The sequence below is a fragment of the Cellulomonas sp. NTE-D12 genome, from assembly GCF_027923705.1.
In the GTDB taxonomy this organism is placed as follows: Bacteria; Actinomycetota; Actinomycetes; order Actinomycetales; family Cellulomonadaceae; genus Cellulomonas.
The window spans coordinates 3,579,562-3,594,863 of sequence record NZ_AP026442.1 but is presented as its reverse complement, the minus strand read 5'-3'; the positions used below and the strand labels follow the sequence as shown (position 1 = coordinate 3,594,863).

General features: G+C 69.4%; 8 protein-coding genes. 4 read left to right on the top strand and 4 right to left on the bottom strand.

Annotated elements, in window-relative coordinates; genetic code table 11:
* Positions 1–4: 4 nt before the first annotated feature.
* The 4 genes from QMF98_RS16540 (at position 5) to QMF98_RS16525 (ending at position 3,234) form a co-directional block, all read left to right on the top strand.
* Positions 5–1,156 carry a mandelate racemase/muconate lactonizing enzyme family protein gene (locus QMF98_RS16540; protein ID WP_337974005.1) on the top strand — a complete coding sequence of 384 codons (1,152 nt, stop codon included), beginning with the start codon at positions 5–7 and terminating at the stop codon, positions 1,154–1,156.
* Between the two features lie 32 nt (positions 1,157–1,188).
* The gene (locus tag QMF98_RS16535; protein WP_337974004.1) at positions 1,189–1,914 is read left to right on the top strand and encodes an SDR family oxidoreductase; all 726 of its coding nucleotides are present in this window, start codon (positions 1,189–1,191) and stop codon (positions 1,912–1,914) included.
* 46 nt (positions 1,915–1,960) lie between these two features.
* Positions 1,961–2,923 carry a dihydrodipicolinate synthase family protein gene (locus QMF98_RS16530; protein ID WP_337974003.1) on the top strand — a complete coding sequence of 321 codons (963 nt, stop codon included), beginning with the start codon at positions 1,961–1,963 and terminating at the stop codon, positions 2,921–2,923.
* Positions 2,924–3,033: 110 nt separating this feature from the next.
* Entirely contained in the window at positions 3,034–3,234 is a 201-nt protein-coding gene (locus QMF98_RS16525; protein WP_337974002.1) for a hypothetical protein, read from the top strand.
* Positions 3,235–3,236: 2 nt separating this feature from the next.
* Here QMF98_RS16525 and QMF98_RS16520 read toward each other — a convergent pair whose 3' ends face one another.
* From QMF98_RS16520 to proA, 4 genes are all read right to left on the bottom strand, one after another.
* Positions 3,237–5,261 (bottom strand): hypothetical protein, encoded by a 2,025-nt coding sequence (locus tag QMF98_RS16520; RefSeq protein ID WP_337974001.1) that lies wholly within the window; start codon positions 5,259–5,261, stop codon positions 3,237–3,239.
* 103 nt (positions 5,262–5,364) lie between these two features.
* Positions 5,365–6,588: an McrC family protein gene (locus QMF98_RS16515; protein WP_337974000.1), complete on the bottom strand. Its 1,224-nt coding sequence runs from the start codon at positions 6,586–6,588 to the stop codon at positions 5,365–5,367.
* Positions 6,589–6,594: 6 nt separating this feature from the next.
* Positions 6,595–8,778 carry an AAA family ATPase gene (locus tag QMF98_RS16510; protein WP_337973999.1) on the bottom strand — a complete coding sequence of 728 codons (2,184 nt, stop codon included), beginning with the start codon at positions 8,776–8,778 and terminating at the stop codon, positions 6,595–6,597.
* A 49-nt stretch (positions 8,779–8,827) separates the two neighbouring features.
* Positions 8,828–15,247, bottom strand: a complete 6,420-nt coding sequence (gene proA, locus QMF98_RS16505) for an anti-phage protein ProA (RefSeq protein ID WP_337973998.1) — start codon at positions 15,245–15,247, stop codon at positions 8,828–8,830.
* Positions 15,248–15,302 lie beyond the last annotated feature (55 nt).

Below are 15,302 nucleotides of genomic sequence, written 5' to 3'. Positions count from 1 at the left end.
ACGAATGTCTGATATCGCATTTGCTGCCGAGGTCTCGTCGGCGCGCAGAGCGCCGGTCGCGGTGCCGCGGATCGACGAGGTGGAGATCACCCTGGCCCGCGTGCCGCTGCCCGAGGGGCCGTGGGGCGACCAGATCCACCGGGTGACCGACATCGAGGTCACCGTGGTGGACGTCCGGGGCGACAACGGCCTGGTCGGGACGGGGTTCAGCCACACGTCGGGGATGGGCGCCGCGACCATCGGCGCGCTGGCCCGGGAGATCGCGCCGACCGTCGTCGGGCGCCCCGTCTCGCCCCGCGGGCTGTGGCACGAGATGTACAGGTACGTGCACGACGTCGGCGGAGCGGGCGTCACCACGCACGCGATCTCCGCGTTCGACATCGCGTTCTGGGACCTGCTGGGCAAGTCGCTCGGCGTGAACGTGGTGGACCTGATCGGCCGGGTGCGGGACGTCGTGCCGCTGTACGGCAGCGGCATCAACCTGAACAAGTCGGTCGAGGAGGTCGTCGAGCAGGTGCGCCGCTGGCAGCGCGACGGGTACGTCGCCGCCAAGGTGAAGGTGGGCAAGCCGGACCTCGAGGAGGACGTCGAGCGGCTCGCCAAGATCCGCGAGGCGGTCGGCATGTTCCCGCTGGCCGTGGACGCCAACCAGGGGTGGGACTACCCGGCTGCCGTGCGCGCCTTCACGCGGTTCGAGCAGTTCGACCTGCTGTGGATCGAGGAGCCGCTGCCGTCGGACGACATCCCGTCCCACCGCCGGCTCGCCGAGCACGTCACCACGCCGATCGCCCTGGGCGAGAACGTGTACACCGCCGCGCAGTTCGTGCAGTACTTCGACGCCCAGGCCGTCGACTTCGTGCAGGCGGACCTCGGCCGGGTCGGCGGGATCACCGGGTACCTCGACATCGCGGCGGCGGCCCGCACCCGCAACCTGCCGATGACCCCGCACTTCGTCATGGAGCTGAGCGCCAGCATCCTCGCCGCGGTGCCGAACATCGCCAGCGCCGAGATGACCGACGGCGGCACGTGGACCGACCTGGGCATCGTCGCCTCGGCCGGCCGAGTCGAGCACGGCCGTTACCACCCGCCCACAACCCCTGGTCACGGGCTCACGCTCGACCGCGACTACCTGCGCGCCCACGCGCTCTCCCTCTGAACTCCCCGAACGCACGGAAGGACTGCACTGACATGACGTACGAGACGGTGGACCTGAGCGGCAAGGTGGCCGTGATCACCGGAGCGAGCTCCGGGATCGGGGAGTCGCTGGCGCGGCTGCTGCACGCGCACGGCGTCAAGCTGGGGCTGCTGTCCCGGTCCGGCAAGGACCTGGGGTTGGACGGGTCGCTGGTCCGCGCCGGTGACGTGGGCGACCGGGCGACGGTGGAGGCGTTCGTCGCCGACACGGCCGCCGAGTTCGGGCGGATCGACATCGCGGTGGCCAACGCCGGGGTGGGGTCGTACGGCCAGTTCCTCGACGTCCCCACAGCGCACGAGGACGAGATGATCCGCACCAACGTGCAGGGGACCATCAACCTGTACCACGCCGCCGTGCCGCACATCGTGGCCGCCGGCGGCGGCGACCTGGTGACGGTGGCGAGCGAGGCGGGCCGGCGTGGCCTGCCCGGCGAGGCGGTCTACTCCGCGAGCAAGTTCGCGCAGATCGGCCTGACGCGTGCCCTGGACAACGAGCTGCGCGAGAAGGGCGTGCGCGCCACCAACATCGCTCCGGGCGGCGTGTGGACGCATTTCGCGATCGACGACCACCGTGGCCGCACGGACGGCAGCGAGCAGCTGCAGGGAATGATGCGGCCCGACGACATCGCGGAGCTCATCTACTTCGTCCTGACCCGCCCGCGCCATTTCCGCATCCTCGAGACGGCGCTGCGGCCGATGACCGAGGCGCAGTGGGGCTGAGCGCCCTTCTCTGTTCTTTTCCGAACTCCGAGAGAATTGCAGGAACATGACCACGATCGACCCGAACGTGCCCTTGCACGGCGTCATCCCGCCCATCACCACGCCGCTGACCCCCGACGGCGAGGTGGACGTCGCCTCCCTCGAACGCCTCGTCGAGTTCGAGGTGTCGGCCGGGGTGCACGCGATCTTCGCCCTCGGCACCGGCGGCGAGGGGCCGTACCTCACGGACGACCAGCGCGAGACGGTGCTCGACACCGTGACCCGCGTGGTGGCCGGGCGCATCCCCGTCCTGGTCGGCGTCACCGACATCGGCACCCGTCGGGCGCTGCACAACGCCGCGATCTCCGTCCGCTACCCGATCGACGGCCTGGTCAGCACCCCGCCGTTCTACGGCTCGGTCGGCTGGACCGAGATCGACGCCCACTTCCGGGCCATCCACGCCGCCCACGCCGACCTGCCGCTGTACGCCTACGACATCCCGGGCTTCGTCGGCGTGAAGCTCCCCGCGGAGCTCACGGTGCAGCTGGCGCACGACGGCGTGATCGCCGGGGTCAAGGACACCAGCGACGAGGAGGACGGGTTCCGCTACATCATCGAGGAGACCCGCGACCTGCCCGGGTTCGCGGTGATCACGGGCTCGGACATCACCGGCGACGCCGCCGTCTTCCAGGGCGCGCACGGGATGATCGTCGGCGTCGCGAACATCGACCCCCACGGCTTCGTCCGCGTGTACGACGCCGCCGTGGCCGGCGACTGGGACACCGCCCGTGCCGAGCAGGAGCGGCTGCACAAGCTGCGGCTGATCGCCAAGATCGCCGCCAAGCGGATCAGCCCGTTCAGCGCGACCCTCGGGGCGTTCAAGGCCGCCCAGGTGCACCGCGGCATCATCGCCAACGACCTGCTGCAGGCGCCGCTGCAGAACCTGAACGCTGAGGAGAAGGCCGCGGTGGTGGCCGTGCTGGAGCGGCAGAGCCTGGGACCTGTGGCGCAGCTGGCGGGCGCCCGGTAGAGCCGCGAGCGTCGCTCCCCAGGCCAAAAGGTGTGGCGCGGTAGAGACGCGGCCTGGAGGCTTCGCGGGTGGCGACCGCGAGACCGACCGATGAGCCGTCGGACCGCGCCATGTACGACGACCGACTGCGGTTCACGGCGACGAAGTGGCAGTACGAGGAGTTCATACGGCTGCTCGACGAGCCGCTGCCGTCAACGGCGAGGCTCGAGGAGCTGTGGTCCCGGGCCTCGCCGTTCGGCAGTTGGTTCCCGCTGCACGCACCAGATTCGGTCGCCATCCGACAAGAGCGCGACAAACCGCAACGCACCTGACGTCAATTTGTCTGCTTGGTCGGTAGGTGCGGTCCGATGTAGCCGACGTAGATGTTGCCATCTACGGCGGTCGCATCGTAGTAGTGGACGCGCGGGGATATCAGCCCCGCTTGGGCGATCTTGAAGTGCGCGCCCATGAACACCACCCCGTCCGGGTCGACGGACTGAGGAACGGGCAGCACTCGTGCGTCCCGGAATTTCGGCGTGTTCCTCACCGGTTCACTCTCGTCGCGGGCGTGCCGGGTCGCGGAGAACGTGCACCGTCCGGTGGGTGGGTTTCGCAAGTATCCGTCGACGTCCTTCTCACACGTCCCGTCGGCCTTGGAAGCCGCATAGTCGCGAAGTGCCACGAGGGCCTGCCACGTCTTGCCGGCCCAAGTGCCGAGCGGGTTATGGATATCCAGCCCGTGGGCGACGTCCGTCTTGGGCATCGTCAGCACCACACGCGGCAGTTCCGAGAACCTCGCGAGGACTTCGCCGAAGGATGATGGCTCAGGTGCGTCCTCGACCTCCGGATCGAGCCACGCCTCGGCGGCAGCGTCCGTTGAGGCAAGCAGTTGGCGAAGCTTCTGAACGAGGCGGTCCGCGTCTCGCAGCTCCTGCGTTGTTGTCGCCACCTCGAGCTGCTCGTCGTCAAGACGGCGCTTGAGACCATCCACCTCGTCCTGGCTCGCCTCGACCGCGTCCTGAAGCTCAGCGAGCCGCTCGGACAACGCGGCATGTTGTTGTTCTGCCGACAAGCCGCGTTGCGCGAGCTCGACGAGACGGTCGATGTCCTCGGCGGAGAGTTGGTCGCGTCCAAATAGATCGTGTCCCAGCCGACGCAGTGCGAGGGATCCTTCAGCTGCCTCCGTGACACTCTCGTCCGCGACAGCAGACCCGGCCGACGCTTCGCGCTGCTGGGCCTCGGGTACCGCGCCGGCGCCTGAGGTGGTGCCTTCGTCGCGCCCGGTGGTGGCCCGCTCGTCGGGGAGCGCTTCAGAATCGATAGTGGCGGCTGCGGCGACGATCGCGATGCGTGCACTCTGCCCTGGAGGAGTGGTGTGGCCGCCCTCGGGCTCCAGGAGGACCAGCGCATCGATCTGGCGTTCGAACAGCCGGTCGATCCGAATTGCGGCGCGCGGAAGAGGCTGCTGGAGCGCGACGGCCCTAGCGCGATCTCCGAGAATGCGGGCCAGAGCTTTCGGGTCGCTGTTCACGATCCGGCGCGTGGAGAGTACGCGGTGCCGCTGCGCGTCCAGGGCGTCGTAAGGCCGCACGTGATCGACGAACGTCCGCACGGTGCCGGGCAGCACAACGTGCGTATTCCCAAGGCGTTCGGAGAGCGCCCCGGTCGCGCCTGCATCCAGGACGTATGCCGAGGCGAGGCCGACGGTGTCGCGCAGGATCGTGCGCAGGAGCGCCTGCCAGCGGACGAGTGGCATCTGGTCGTCCGAGCCGGCGATGAACATGAGTCGGCGCCGGGAGTCGTCCAAGAGCGCGTCCGTGAGCTCGTCGACGTCGCGTGACGAGACGATCTCGGGAGCGGCACTCAGATGTGCAACCTGCGTGTTGGCGGGCGTGAACACGCCGAGCAGATTCCGAGCGAGCCGAGGGATGCCTGCTACCTGGCCGTCTGGGCCGTCGATGTCAACCCATACCCACGGAGGTCGGTGGCCGTCGCTCGGGCGGTGGATGGTCAACGTCGATACCCATCGTTGAGCGCGACGGCGCTCGACGATTCGGGCACGGACCGAACGTGACCCGTCGCCGTTGTCCAGTTCCTGGAGGAACCCGGTGACTCCAGGCGCTAGTCCTACGCGCTTTCCGAACGCGAGCGCGTCCGCGTCAAGCTTCTTCTCGCGTAGCCACGATCGAAGCTCAGAGAGGGCCACGACTTCGGTGTCGTCGCCCGTCTGGGGGACGTCGAAGATCGTCCGATATCCAAGCACGCCGAGACTCCTTTGTTCGCTGCGCCTCAGGGGTGTGTCGACGGTAGCGAACCTCACTGACATCGGAGGCGCTTCCTTGCTGAGGATGCCGTCCACGTGTCCCGAAGCGCCCTTTTCGAGGCCGTCACGTGCAGCCCGACGATGAAGGGCGTACCGCGGACCTACTGACTGCCCCGAACGGCGACCGCAATGCCACCAACTACATCGCCAGTTCGCTCCTCGACCCCGGACTCGGGCCTGCGGGTGCCGAAGCCACGGCGATGCTGGTCGCGAGGTGGTCGACCTGGGCGAGAAGGTCGGCGGGGTCCTGGTCGAGGTCGAGCGTGTGCTGAGTCACCTCGATGCCCGTGCGCCGGAAGACGTGGGTGGTCGCGGGCTCGTTGCCTTTCGCATAGACGAGATGTCCGCGCGGCAGACCCATCACGGAGCAGTAAGCGAGCATCTGGTAGAGGTCGGCGTTGGGGAAGCCACTCGGTTTCTCGGCCTTGTACTTGGCGTCGACCACAGCGGTTGGGTCGCTGGACCCGGCGGCGTACCAGACGAGGTCGGGCCGCATCGGCACAGAGTCGGCCTCGTCGAGGTGCCAGCGGTCCTGTGGCCGGCAGATCCCTCCCGCCCGCGTCAGCGACATCCCCAGCGCCACGGTGAGGAAGTCCTCGTACAGCGCGGCCATGTCCAGCATGAACCCGCTGATCTGTGTCGACCCCGGGGCCTGCTCGACGGAGCCCCCTCGGAGGACGAGTTCCGCGAGGTGCAGCGCGAGCTGGTAGCGAGCATTGAGTCGGGAGGGTTGCCAGGACGGTAGTGGGACGCCGCGACGCAATGGCGTGACGTCAGCCGTAGCGCGGACGAGGCGCAGGAGCGACTTTCGCGTCAGCAGATCGAGGCCGCCGAGCTGAAGGAGGACCGCCGCGGCACCGCGGAGCAGCTGATTCTCGGGGATGTCGACGCCGTACTCGTCATACCTGATCTCCACCGGGACGGCGATGCCATATCGGTGTCGCACCTGGTCGGCGGTCCGGATCTTGCCTCGCACCACGGGAGACGACGTCTCCTCGACTCGGTAGCCCTGGAGGAGACCTTGTTGGGTGGCCCGGTCCGCCTGCCTGGCGAAGGCCGTCGCGATCGCCGTCACGAGATCAGCGTCCTCGCGCAGGCCGAGGTCTTCGTCTCGCCATGCGCGCAGGTCACGGGCGTAGCCCATCAAGAAGAACAGCCGGCGGATGACGAGCTTGGGAGCCACCCAGATCTCCAGCGACCCGACCCGCGCAACTCCCACCTTGCCGGCCGGACCGACCGTCCACCAACCGGGTTCGAGTGACGGCGCAGCGGTGACGAGCCCGGAGGCTCTTAGCAGGATGCCGACGGCGGCCGGGATCTCGACCTCGATGGGGTCGCCGTTCTCGGTCAGGTCGATGTGCACGTTCGGCTACTCGTCACCGGGCGCCTCGTCGACCGAATCAGCGGGCGCCTCACAAGTCTCGCCGCCCTCGGCGGGTCCGCCTGCGGTGACCCGCCGAAGAATGCGGTCGAGCGCGTACTCCTTGGCTACGTCGGTTCCGTCACCAAAGTGATGCTCCTCGAGCAGCGGGAGGATGGATGTCTCCCAGGTGACGGCGAGCCCACCGTCGCGGTAGACGCTGTCGCGCATGAAGTACGACGGGCCGATCTTGAAGTCGTCGTCCTTGATCAGTGCGTTGAGCCGGTCGAGCACTGCAGCGACGGTCGGCGGCAGGCCCCTGCGGCTGAGCCAGGACGCCAGCATGCTTCGGGTCGGCTCGGTGTCCGGGTGAAGGGATTTGAATGCGAAGCGCCGGCGCATCGCGGCATCCACAAGGGCGATGGAGCGGTCCGCCGTGTTCATCGTTCCGATGATGAAGACGTTCGGCGGCATGGTGAACGTCGCCTCGTCACCCGCTGAGTAGAGAAGGTCGATCGCTCTGTCCCGGTACTCGAGCAGGAAGTAGAGCTCGCCGAAGACCTTCGCGAGATTCGCGCGGTTGATCTCGTCGATGATCAGCACGTACGGGGTCGCGGTATTCTCGCGCGCGGCATCGACGAGCCGACGGAAAGGCCCGGGGGTCAGGGCGAAGCCGACGGCGCCACTCCCGTCGGCGGCGAGCGCGGGCCGGTACCCCTCGAAGAAGTCTTCGTAGCTGTAGGCGGGGTGGAACTGCACCAGCTTCACCGCCGCACTGTCGGTGAGGTGTGCGGCGATCGCCTGCGCCAGGAATGTCTTTCCTGTGCCCGGCGGCCCGTAGAAGATGATCTGTCGCCGGTCGGCGAGCAGGTCGACGCACTCCTGGAGCCAGGAGCGGGTCACCAGCAGCTGGTCGGCGAGCTCATCTGTGGCCGCCGCGAGCCGTAGCTCGGGTGCGGCCACCTTGTCGGCGATGAGCTGGGTGGGCTCGTCCTGCTGGACCAACGCGCGGAGCGCGGCGAGCTCGCTGGTGAGGTCGACGATCGGATGCTGGCTGGACAGCTTCGGTTTCACCGAGGCGGGCAGGTCGTTGAGGTCGACCGGCGACGACGGGTTCGCCCAGGTCACCTTTCGGCGCAGATTCGAGCGTTCGTCGGTGCTCTGCACCGAGACGGCGTCGCCTGAGATCTGACCGATGTAGAAGCTCGCTCCGTCGTTGGTCACGACGAGGTCGCCGACCTGGATCCGGTTGAGGAACAGGTCGAGCTCGGTGACCTTCTCGTTCCGGGTGTTGTACGACTTCTGTGCGTAGTCCTCCTCGACGACGGCCACGATTCCCGCCCTGCTCAGGGGCAGGTCAAGGGACCGGATCTGGCTCGCGGCAACCGAGCACGAACCACGCTCGAGCCAGATGGGCACGAGGTTCTTGCCGTTCACGTTGTTGCCGCGCACCAGCCACGCACGCGACATCGGCACGTCGCTCGTCTCGCCCAGCGACTCCTGGAGGTCGTAGGCGGTCAGCCGCTGCGCCTGGCTCGCGCGGTCGTGGTCGTCGAACTCGATGCCTTCGTCTCGGAGCACCGCGGTCACGTCGTCGGTCCGGTTGGGATCGGGCCAGCGGAAGCCTGCCGCCACCGTGCCGTCGGCGTTCAGTACGCGGTGCCCGTTCGGATGGCGGTTCTCGGCCAAGAACGTCCCCACGTTCTGGTTGGCGAGCCCCGCCAGGGTCGCCAGGTCGCTGTAGGCGGTCCACGATCCGACGTCGACGGTGTCCAGTGCGGCGAGCAGACGCTTGAGCTTCGCGTTGACCTCGTCGGCCGATCGCGCCGCCTGACGCTTGTTGAACTCGTCCTGGTAGATGCGCTTGATGGTGGCGAGCAGCTCCTCGTCCGAGCTTGCGGCATCCATTGCTGCACGGCCTGCGTCGCTGATCTGCCAGCCGGGCACCTTGGTGATCCAGCCGACCACGTTCGCCCAGCCGGAGGCGAAGCGGATGAAGGTGTCCGCACGGCGTGAGCCGCTGTTGTTCAGGCTCAGCTCTCGAGGTGTGAATGCTTCCGCGGCCTCGACCTGGCCGAACACCTCGTTGGGCGTCAGCGGTCGGCCGGCATCACGAAGGACGCGAAGCATCGTGCCTAGCAGCAGGGCGCGGCGGATGGTGACCTCGCCACCTTCGTACACGTCGTCCGGCATCGATCTCTCCTGTCTTGACCTGCGCGGAAGTCCTGACAACGAGCGCGGCTCACACCTGCCCGGGCCGGTAGATGCCGTCCGGTCCGATGGTGACCACACCTCGTTGCGTCGCGTGCGTCAGCGCCTGACTCAGTCGATCGCGGATGGCGTCGGTCCGTCTCCGGCCGCCGAAGAGGTTCAGGGCTGCGAGCTTGACTTCCTCACCGGTCATGCCGCCCGCCTCCTCTGCCGCGACGCGCATGGCGTTGGAGATCTCGTGCAGGGAGATCTCCTCGAGGGCCCGGCTCTCTCCGGGGGTGGGCACGCGCACGACTCGCCACGTCATCGGGTCGACACCGGCGGGCCAGTAGAAGCCCTCGCCGTGCGTGGGGCGATGCTCCTGCGGCACCGTCCGCAGGATCGCCTGTCGACGATCGTCGTTGACCCGGCTGAGGTCGAAGGCCGATGCCACGAGCTTCGCCAGTCGATCCGGGTGGATGGGCCCTTCGGCTTCGATCGCTGCCGTCGCGGCCCGTGCGACCCGGCGAGCGGCGTGCGGGTAGGGCAGCTCGTCGAGCACCGAACGTGCGCCCATGCGGGGTGGGATCCACTCCGCGTACTCCGCGAGGTGCGGGTGGCGGTTGGACGAGGGCCGGGCGGAGGTGGTCGCAAGGCTCCGGACAGGCACCAGGTCCTCGACCGACCGCGAAGGCGTCGAGACCTCGGCCGCTCGAGGCGCGACCGGTTCGGTCGCGGCGACGGGCTGGGCGGCGGCGGTCGCCTCGCCAACTGTGATCGACGGTGCTGCGCGCCGTGCCTCGCGCGCATCCACCAGTGCTTGCGCCAGACGCTCCAGCGTCCCCTCGCGGTCCCGCAGCCATTCGGGCTGCCACACCCGAGCGACGCCGGGCCACCGCATCATCGCCTTGAGCACATCCACTGGCAGCCCATCGCGGTCTGCCACCGTCCGTCGCGCGCGCCAACCGGGCCCGTCGAGAAGGATCGCCAACAACGGCTGCTCGGGCGCCGAGGCATCCGCCACGGAGATGTCCACCCGGAAGTCGGAGAGCCCGACGTCGGTGGAGACCGTGAATCCGGCGGCCCGGAGCGAGTCCGCGATGTCGTCGCGGTGACGGTCGACCAAAGCCAGTCTGCCGCCGGTGTCCTGGATGGCATCGACGCCGTGCGCTGCAAGCTCCAGGTACGCCTTCAAGTGCTTGGTGCCCACCTGCGTGGTCTCCTCCGCGCGCAGCTGGGCCGGATCGAAGCTGGCGTAGAGCACCACCTGCCGGCGGGCACGCGTGACAGCCACATTGAGGCGCCGCTCCCCGCCCGGCTTGGACAGGGGTCCGAAGTTGAGGGGCACCACGCCCTTGTCGTTGGCGCTGAACGCGACGGAGAAGAGGATGCAGTCGCGCTCGTCGCCCTGGACGTTCTCCAGGTTCTTGACGAACAGCCCGTCGGGCTCGTCGAGGGCGAGCACGATCCGGTCGTCGCCGCTGTCGCGGAGCAGGTTATCGATGAGGTCTCGCTGCTGGGCGTTGAACGTGATGACGCCCAGCGAGGGCGCCACGTCGGCCGAGGCCCAGAAGCGCTGCTGGACGTCCCGGACGATCGCCTCGGCCTCCACCCGGTTGGTGCGCAGCGCACGGCCCCGCCCGCTGCGCTCGAAGGTGCCGGCCACCCTGACCAGGGAGATCCCGTAGCCGTCCGGGTGCTTGCGGCTGTCCCGGGGCAGCGGCGCGGGGAACGAGGAGAGCCGGTTCTCGTAGTAGTGCCGGTTGCTGAAGGCGATGAGCGACTCGTCCTGGCTGCGGTAGTGCCAGGACAGCCACCTGCTCGGCACACGCGCCTGGACGCACTCGCTGAGGATCGACTCCTCGTCGAGCACCTCCTCCGGCAGGTACTCCTCGTCGTCGGACGAGGAGGCGCTCGCCTCCGCGAACTGCGTGGGCGGCATCTGCTTGCTGTCGCCGACCACCACGACGGACCGGCCGCGCCCCATCGCACCGACCGCATCTGCCACGCGAATCTGGGAGGCCTCGTCGAACACGACGACGTCGAACAGGTCCGCGCGTGGCGGGAAGAATCGCGCCACCGACTCGGGGCTCGTCAGCGTGCAGGGCAGGATCTGCGTGATCAGCTCTCCGTAGCTGGCCATCAGGGTGCGGACGCTCATGCCGCCGCGCTGCCGATCGAGCTGGCGTCGCAGTCCGCCCATCTGGCCGTTCTGGGAGCTGGTGCTGAACCGGCGCGCGGCGAGGATGTCCTGAGGGATGGCGCGCGGCAGCTCGGCGCGGACGGCGCGGGACGATGCGGTGAACCGCTCGACGGTGCGGTTGTGAGCGCTGATGTCGAAGTCGCCGAGGGCGGTCGCCTCGCGGCGCTCCTCGATGGACGCCAGTGCGAGGCCGCGGTCGAGGGCGATCACAGCGTCGTCCGGTGCCAGGACACCGTCGAGAAGAGCACGACGGCCGCTGAGCAGCCCGTACGTGCGAAGCGGCTCGAGGGTGCCGATCAGGTTCACCCACCGTTCGAGGCTCACAGCGGTCGCCGTGCTGCGCTCGCTCCGGGTGGCCCACCACGTGGGCAGGAACCCAGCGGCCCCCGCCCAGGCGCGCGCGAGCTCGCGGTCGACGGCGCCGGTTCGGTCGAGAACCTGCCACGCGGCCGCCAGACCGGTCAGCTCCTGCCGATGCTGACCGCGCGGGGAACTTGTGTAGTACCCGCGGAGCTGATCACGCACCGGCGTGCCGTCGGGTGCGAACGCGTCGAGAGTCCAGCGCACCCACGCCAGCTCGTCACGGGCACCAGCAGCCTGGTCGGTGAAGGCGGGGTTCCAGCCCGGCTGCGCCAGCGGGATCGGGAGCTGGCTCAGTGCCGTCCGGGCGCGGGTCACGTGGTCGTATGTCTGAGCCATGTCGCTGGTCAGCTTCGACAGCGGCGTGCGCTTGAGGGACTCCGTCGGGACGAGCAGCAGGTCCGCGAACTGGGACAGCACGGCACGGCAGCGCTTCTTCCGGCCGAAAAAGCCGGAGGCCTCGGCGGCGACGGCCGCTTGGTGGAGGGCGGTGACGTCTCGGTTCATCACCTCGGGCGAGACCACACGCCGCCACTCGCTCGAGTCGGTCGCCAGCGCCGAGAGCTCCTGGGAGAGCGCGTCGAGGTAGGTGAGTCCTTGGCGCGTGCGGAGAGCATCGAGCGCCTCGATGGGGTGGCGCGGTGCGTCGGCGAGCCGCCCCCAGACGTCGGCGTCGTCCGGCGAGGCGAGGTAGCCCAGGGCGGCCACGCCCAACCCTGACGCCTCGATGCGCCCGAGCGCGTCGTCGAGCATGCGTGCCGCGGCCAGGGTCGCCGCGACGTCCACGGGCCCGGCCCCGGCGTCGATGAAACGCCACGGATGCCTGGGCCGTGGACGGGCGAGATCAGCGACCTCCGGAACCCGGCGCAGCGCCTGGCGCAGCGCCTCCACGTGCTCGGCGGTCCCGGTGGCGACGAACGCACGCGGGACCTCGATCGGCTGGATCGTCTGGTCGGATGCGAGGTCGAACGCCCTGGCGGAGTACAGGGAGTGACCGATCCCGTTCGTCTCGTGCAGTCGCTCGGCGTACAGCGCGAGGCGGCGCCGGGAGGCGTCGAGCGTCTCAGCGCTCGACCTCATCGCGTCGTCGTCGGCCTGCACGTGCAGGTCGAGGGCGGCACGGATCTGAGCGCGCACGTCGGCCGGCCGCGCGCCCTTGTCGTGCAGGTCGAGCGAGAGCTCGGCCAGTCCCACCTGTGCGAGCCGCTTCTTGACGACATCCAGGGCTGCGCGCTTCTCGGCGACGAACAGCACGCGCTTGCCGGACGCCAACGCTCGGGCCAGCACGTTGGTGATGGTCTGCGACTTGCCGGTTCCGGGCGGCCCCTCGAGCACGAACGTGCGGCCGGCGACCGCGTCGTGCACCGCCTCGAGCTGCGAGCTGTCCGCGGGAACCGGGACCAGCGCGCCGAGCTCGTCGAGGTCGGCCGGGATCGGCTCGACGGGATCCGCGAACGGTTCGAGCGGTGTCTCGATCAGGTGCTTGACCAGGCTGTTCGCCGACAGAGTCGACCAGTGCTCGTCGAGGTCCTTCCAGAGCGGAAACTTGGCGAACTGCAGGATCGCCAGCTCCACGGTCTCCTCGACGCGGAACGGCAACCCTGCCTGTGCCACCGCCACCCGCAGCGCGCCGAGAGCGGCCGGCAGGTCGATCCCCGAGGCGTCCTCGGTGGGCTCCTCGAGCCCTGGCACCTCGAGGCCGAAGCTCACGCGGAGCTTCTCGAGGAGGCAGTAGTTCGGCGTCGAGGCGCCGGACTCGTCGAGCGTCACGCGGTAGGTCTCACCGCGGCTGGTGGTGGTAAGGGTGACGGGGACGAGGACGAGCGGTGAGCGCAGGTCGCGGTCGGCGAACCGCCACCGCAGCATGCCGAAGGCCAGGTAGAGGTTGTTGGATCCCGTCTCCTGGACGATGGTCTTCGCCTTGTACGCCAGGTAGCGAAGCCTGTTCTGGTAGCTGGCGGCCGTGACGTCGATGAACGCGGCGCGCTTCTCCGCCAGGAGCACCTCGCGATCACGGTCGGGCAGGTCGCGGCCGAATCGGATGCCCCGGGCCTGGTCGACGCTTCCGACGGCGTCGGACGGCACCAGGGTGATCGGCGCGTGCGCGCTGATCTGGTCCTCGAGCCGCGCCAGTGCGCTGCCGGGGACCTCGAGGTGGAAGCCCGCCCGGTCGGTGTAGTTGATCAGCTTGTTGCGCAGGCTCAGGTCGAGCAGGGCGTTCTTCCACCGGGCCACCCGCGGCGGTGCCTGTCGCCGCGGGTCACCCGAGCCGCTCTGCTCGGCGGGCTTCCCCTGGTAGGGGGCGATGACGGGGCCGGCGCCGGGCTCGTAGACGGAGACGACCACCTGCCCGTCGGCACCGGCGGCGCGGCTCGGCAGCGGGAAGATCTTGGTCCGGCGGGCCTGGCGGATGTCGGTGACCCCGAGCACGTGGTCGACGTCGTGCTCGATGCGGCCGCGTGCGGACCGGCAGGCGTCGGCAAAGGGTGCGGAGCTTGTGCCGCCGGTGAGCATGGTCGTCTCGACGAGCGCCAGGTGACCCAGGTCGACGAGGTTGACGATCTCGCTGACCTCGGCGGATGCCACCGAGCCCAGGCTCGAGTCCACGCGCCAGTACCCCAGCACGATGTGGCCGTTGAGCAGCCAGAGCGTCGAGTTGATGCCCGCCTGCTCCAGTGCGGCGGCCATGGTGACCGTGGTGTCGAGGCACGTGCCCAGACGGCCGTCGAGCACCTCCTGCGGCGTGCGGACCTTCTGGCCCTCGTCACCCCAGCTCGCAGGGGGCTCGGCGTAGCGGATGTCTCGCGCCGCCATCGCCTCGTACACCGACTGCGCGATCGCGTCGACCCGCTCCGGGTTCTCGCTCTGGTAGCCGTTGAGCGACGTGTCGCCGGTGTGCGGACCCAGCCGGTCCGACGCCTCCAGCAGCAGTGGCTGGATCGAGGCGGAGTTCGGCTGGACGTGCGCCGCCAGCATCTCCATCCCCAGCTGGAGGGGGCGCGCCATCCACTGGGAGGCCGCCAGCACCCGCACGTCGGACGACGCGGTGGCCAGCGCCGTTCCGGCGCCGTTGCGGAGGGTGGCGAGGATGCGGCCCGGCTGCTGCTCTTCGACGGCCAGCATCCGCGCCGGGTCGAGCAGCAGGTCGACGTTCCGCAGCGTCGTGGTCTGGCCGTCTGCCAGGTCGAGCATCAGCACCTTGGGACCGCCGAGCGATCCGCCGGCGCAGACCACCTCGACCTCGAGCGTGGCGCCGCGCGCATCCGGCCCCTGGTGGGCGACCGAGATCTCGTCGATGACGGCCACCTGGCAGTGCGCCATGGCGTAGCTGAGCACGGGCAGCGCGCCCAGCGTGATGTGTGGAGCCCCGAAGCCCGGAGCGCCACTCGGCGTTGGCACCACGTCGGTGCGCTCTGCTGCGTCAGCGTCGCCCGTCGCAAACGTCGTAGACGGCGGTTCGGCGACCGTGGGGGTCGGCAGAAGGTCCGCCTTCGAGCGGCTGATCGTGTCGGCGTGGTCGGTGGCGCCGACCTCACGCAGCAGCAGCTCGGCGGAGTCGAGAGCCCGGAATGCGCTCGCTGCGGAGAACGGCTGGTTGTGCGCCCACTGGTTGCGGATCTCGCGCAGCTCGCTGGCGTAGTTCTGGGCCTGCCGGGACAGCACGCGGCTGAAAGGGAAGCCGAGGTCACCGAGCCGCTCCGTCATCGCGCGCAACGCGAGCGACAGGTCCCGTTCGGAGTACACGCCGCCGCGCCGGCCCGCCACGGCGTCCTTCTGACGCAGCAGCTCGGTCCAGGCGACCCCGGCAGGCAGCACCTCGGCGAGCGTGCGCGCGACGAACGGCGCGAGCCCTGTGGCAAGCAGGGTCGGCGCATCGCCGACCTGATCGTGGTGGTCGACCTCGTCCATCCGTCCTCGCTTCATGTGGTGCCGTGTGCGGCCGATGGTGGCGGGGACCACCGAC

Coding starts and splice junctions, on each gene's coding strand:
- QMF98_RS16540 (WP_337974005.1), top strand. CDS start 5: ATGTCTGATATCGCATTTGCTGCCGAGGTCTCGTCGGCGCGCAGAGCG.
- QMF98_RS16535 (WP_337974004.1), top strand. CDS start 1,189: ATGACGTACGAGACGGTGGACCTGAGCGGCAAGGTGGCCGTGATCACC.
- QMF98_RS16530 (WP_337974003.1), top strand. CDS start 1,961: ATGACCACGATCGACCCGAACGTGCCCTTGCACGGCGTCATCCCGCCC.
- QMF98_RS16525 (WP_337974002.1), top strand. CDS start 3,034: ATGTACGACGACCGACTGCGGTTCACGGCGACGAAGTGGCAGTACGAG.
- QMF98_RS16510 (WP_337973999.1), bottom strand. CDS start 8,778: ATGCCGGACGACGTGTACGAAGGTGGCGAGGTCACCATCCGCCGCGCC.
- proA (WP_337973998.1), bottom strand. CDS start 15,247: ATGGACGAGGTCGACCACCACGATCAGGTCGGCGATGCGCCGACCCTG.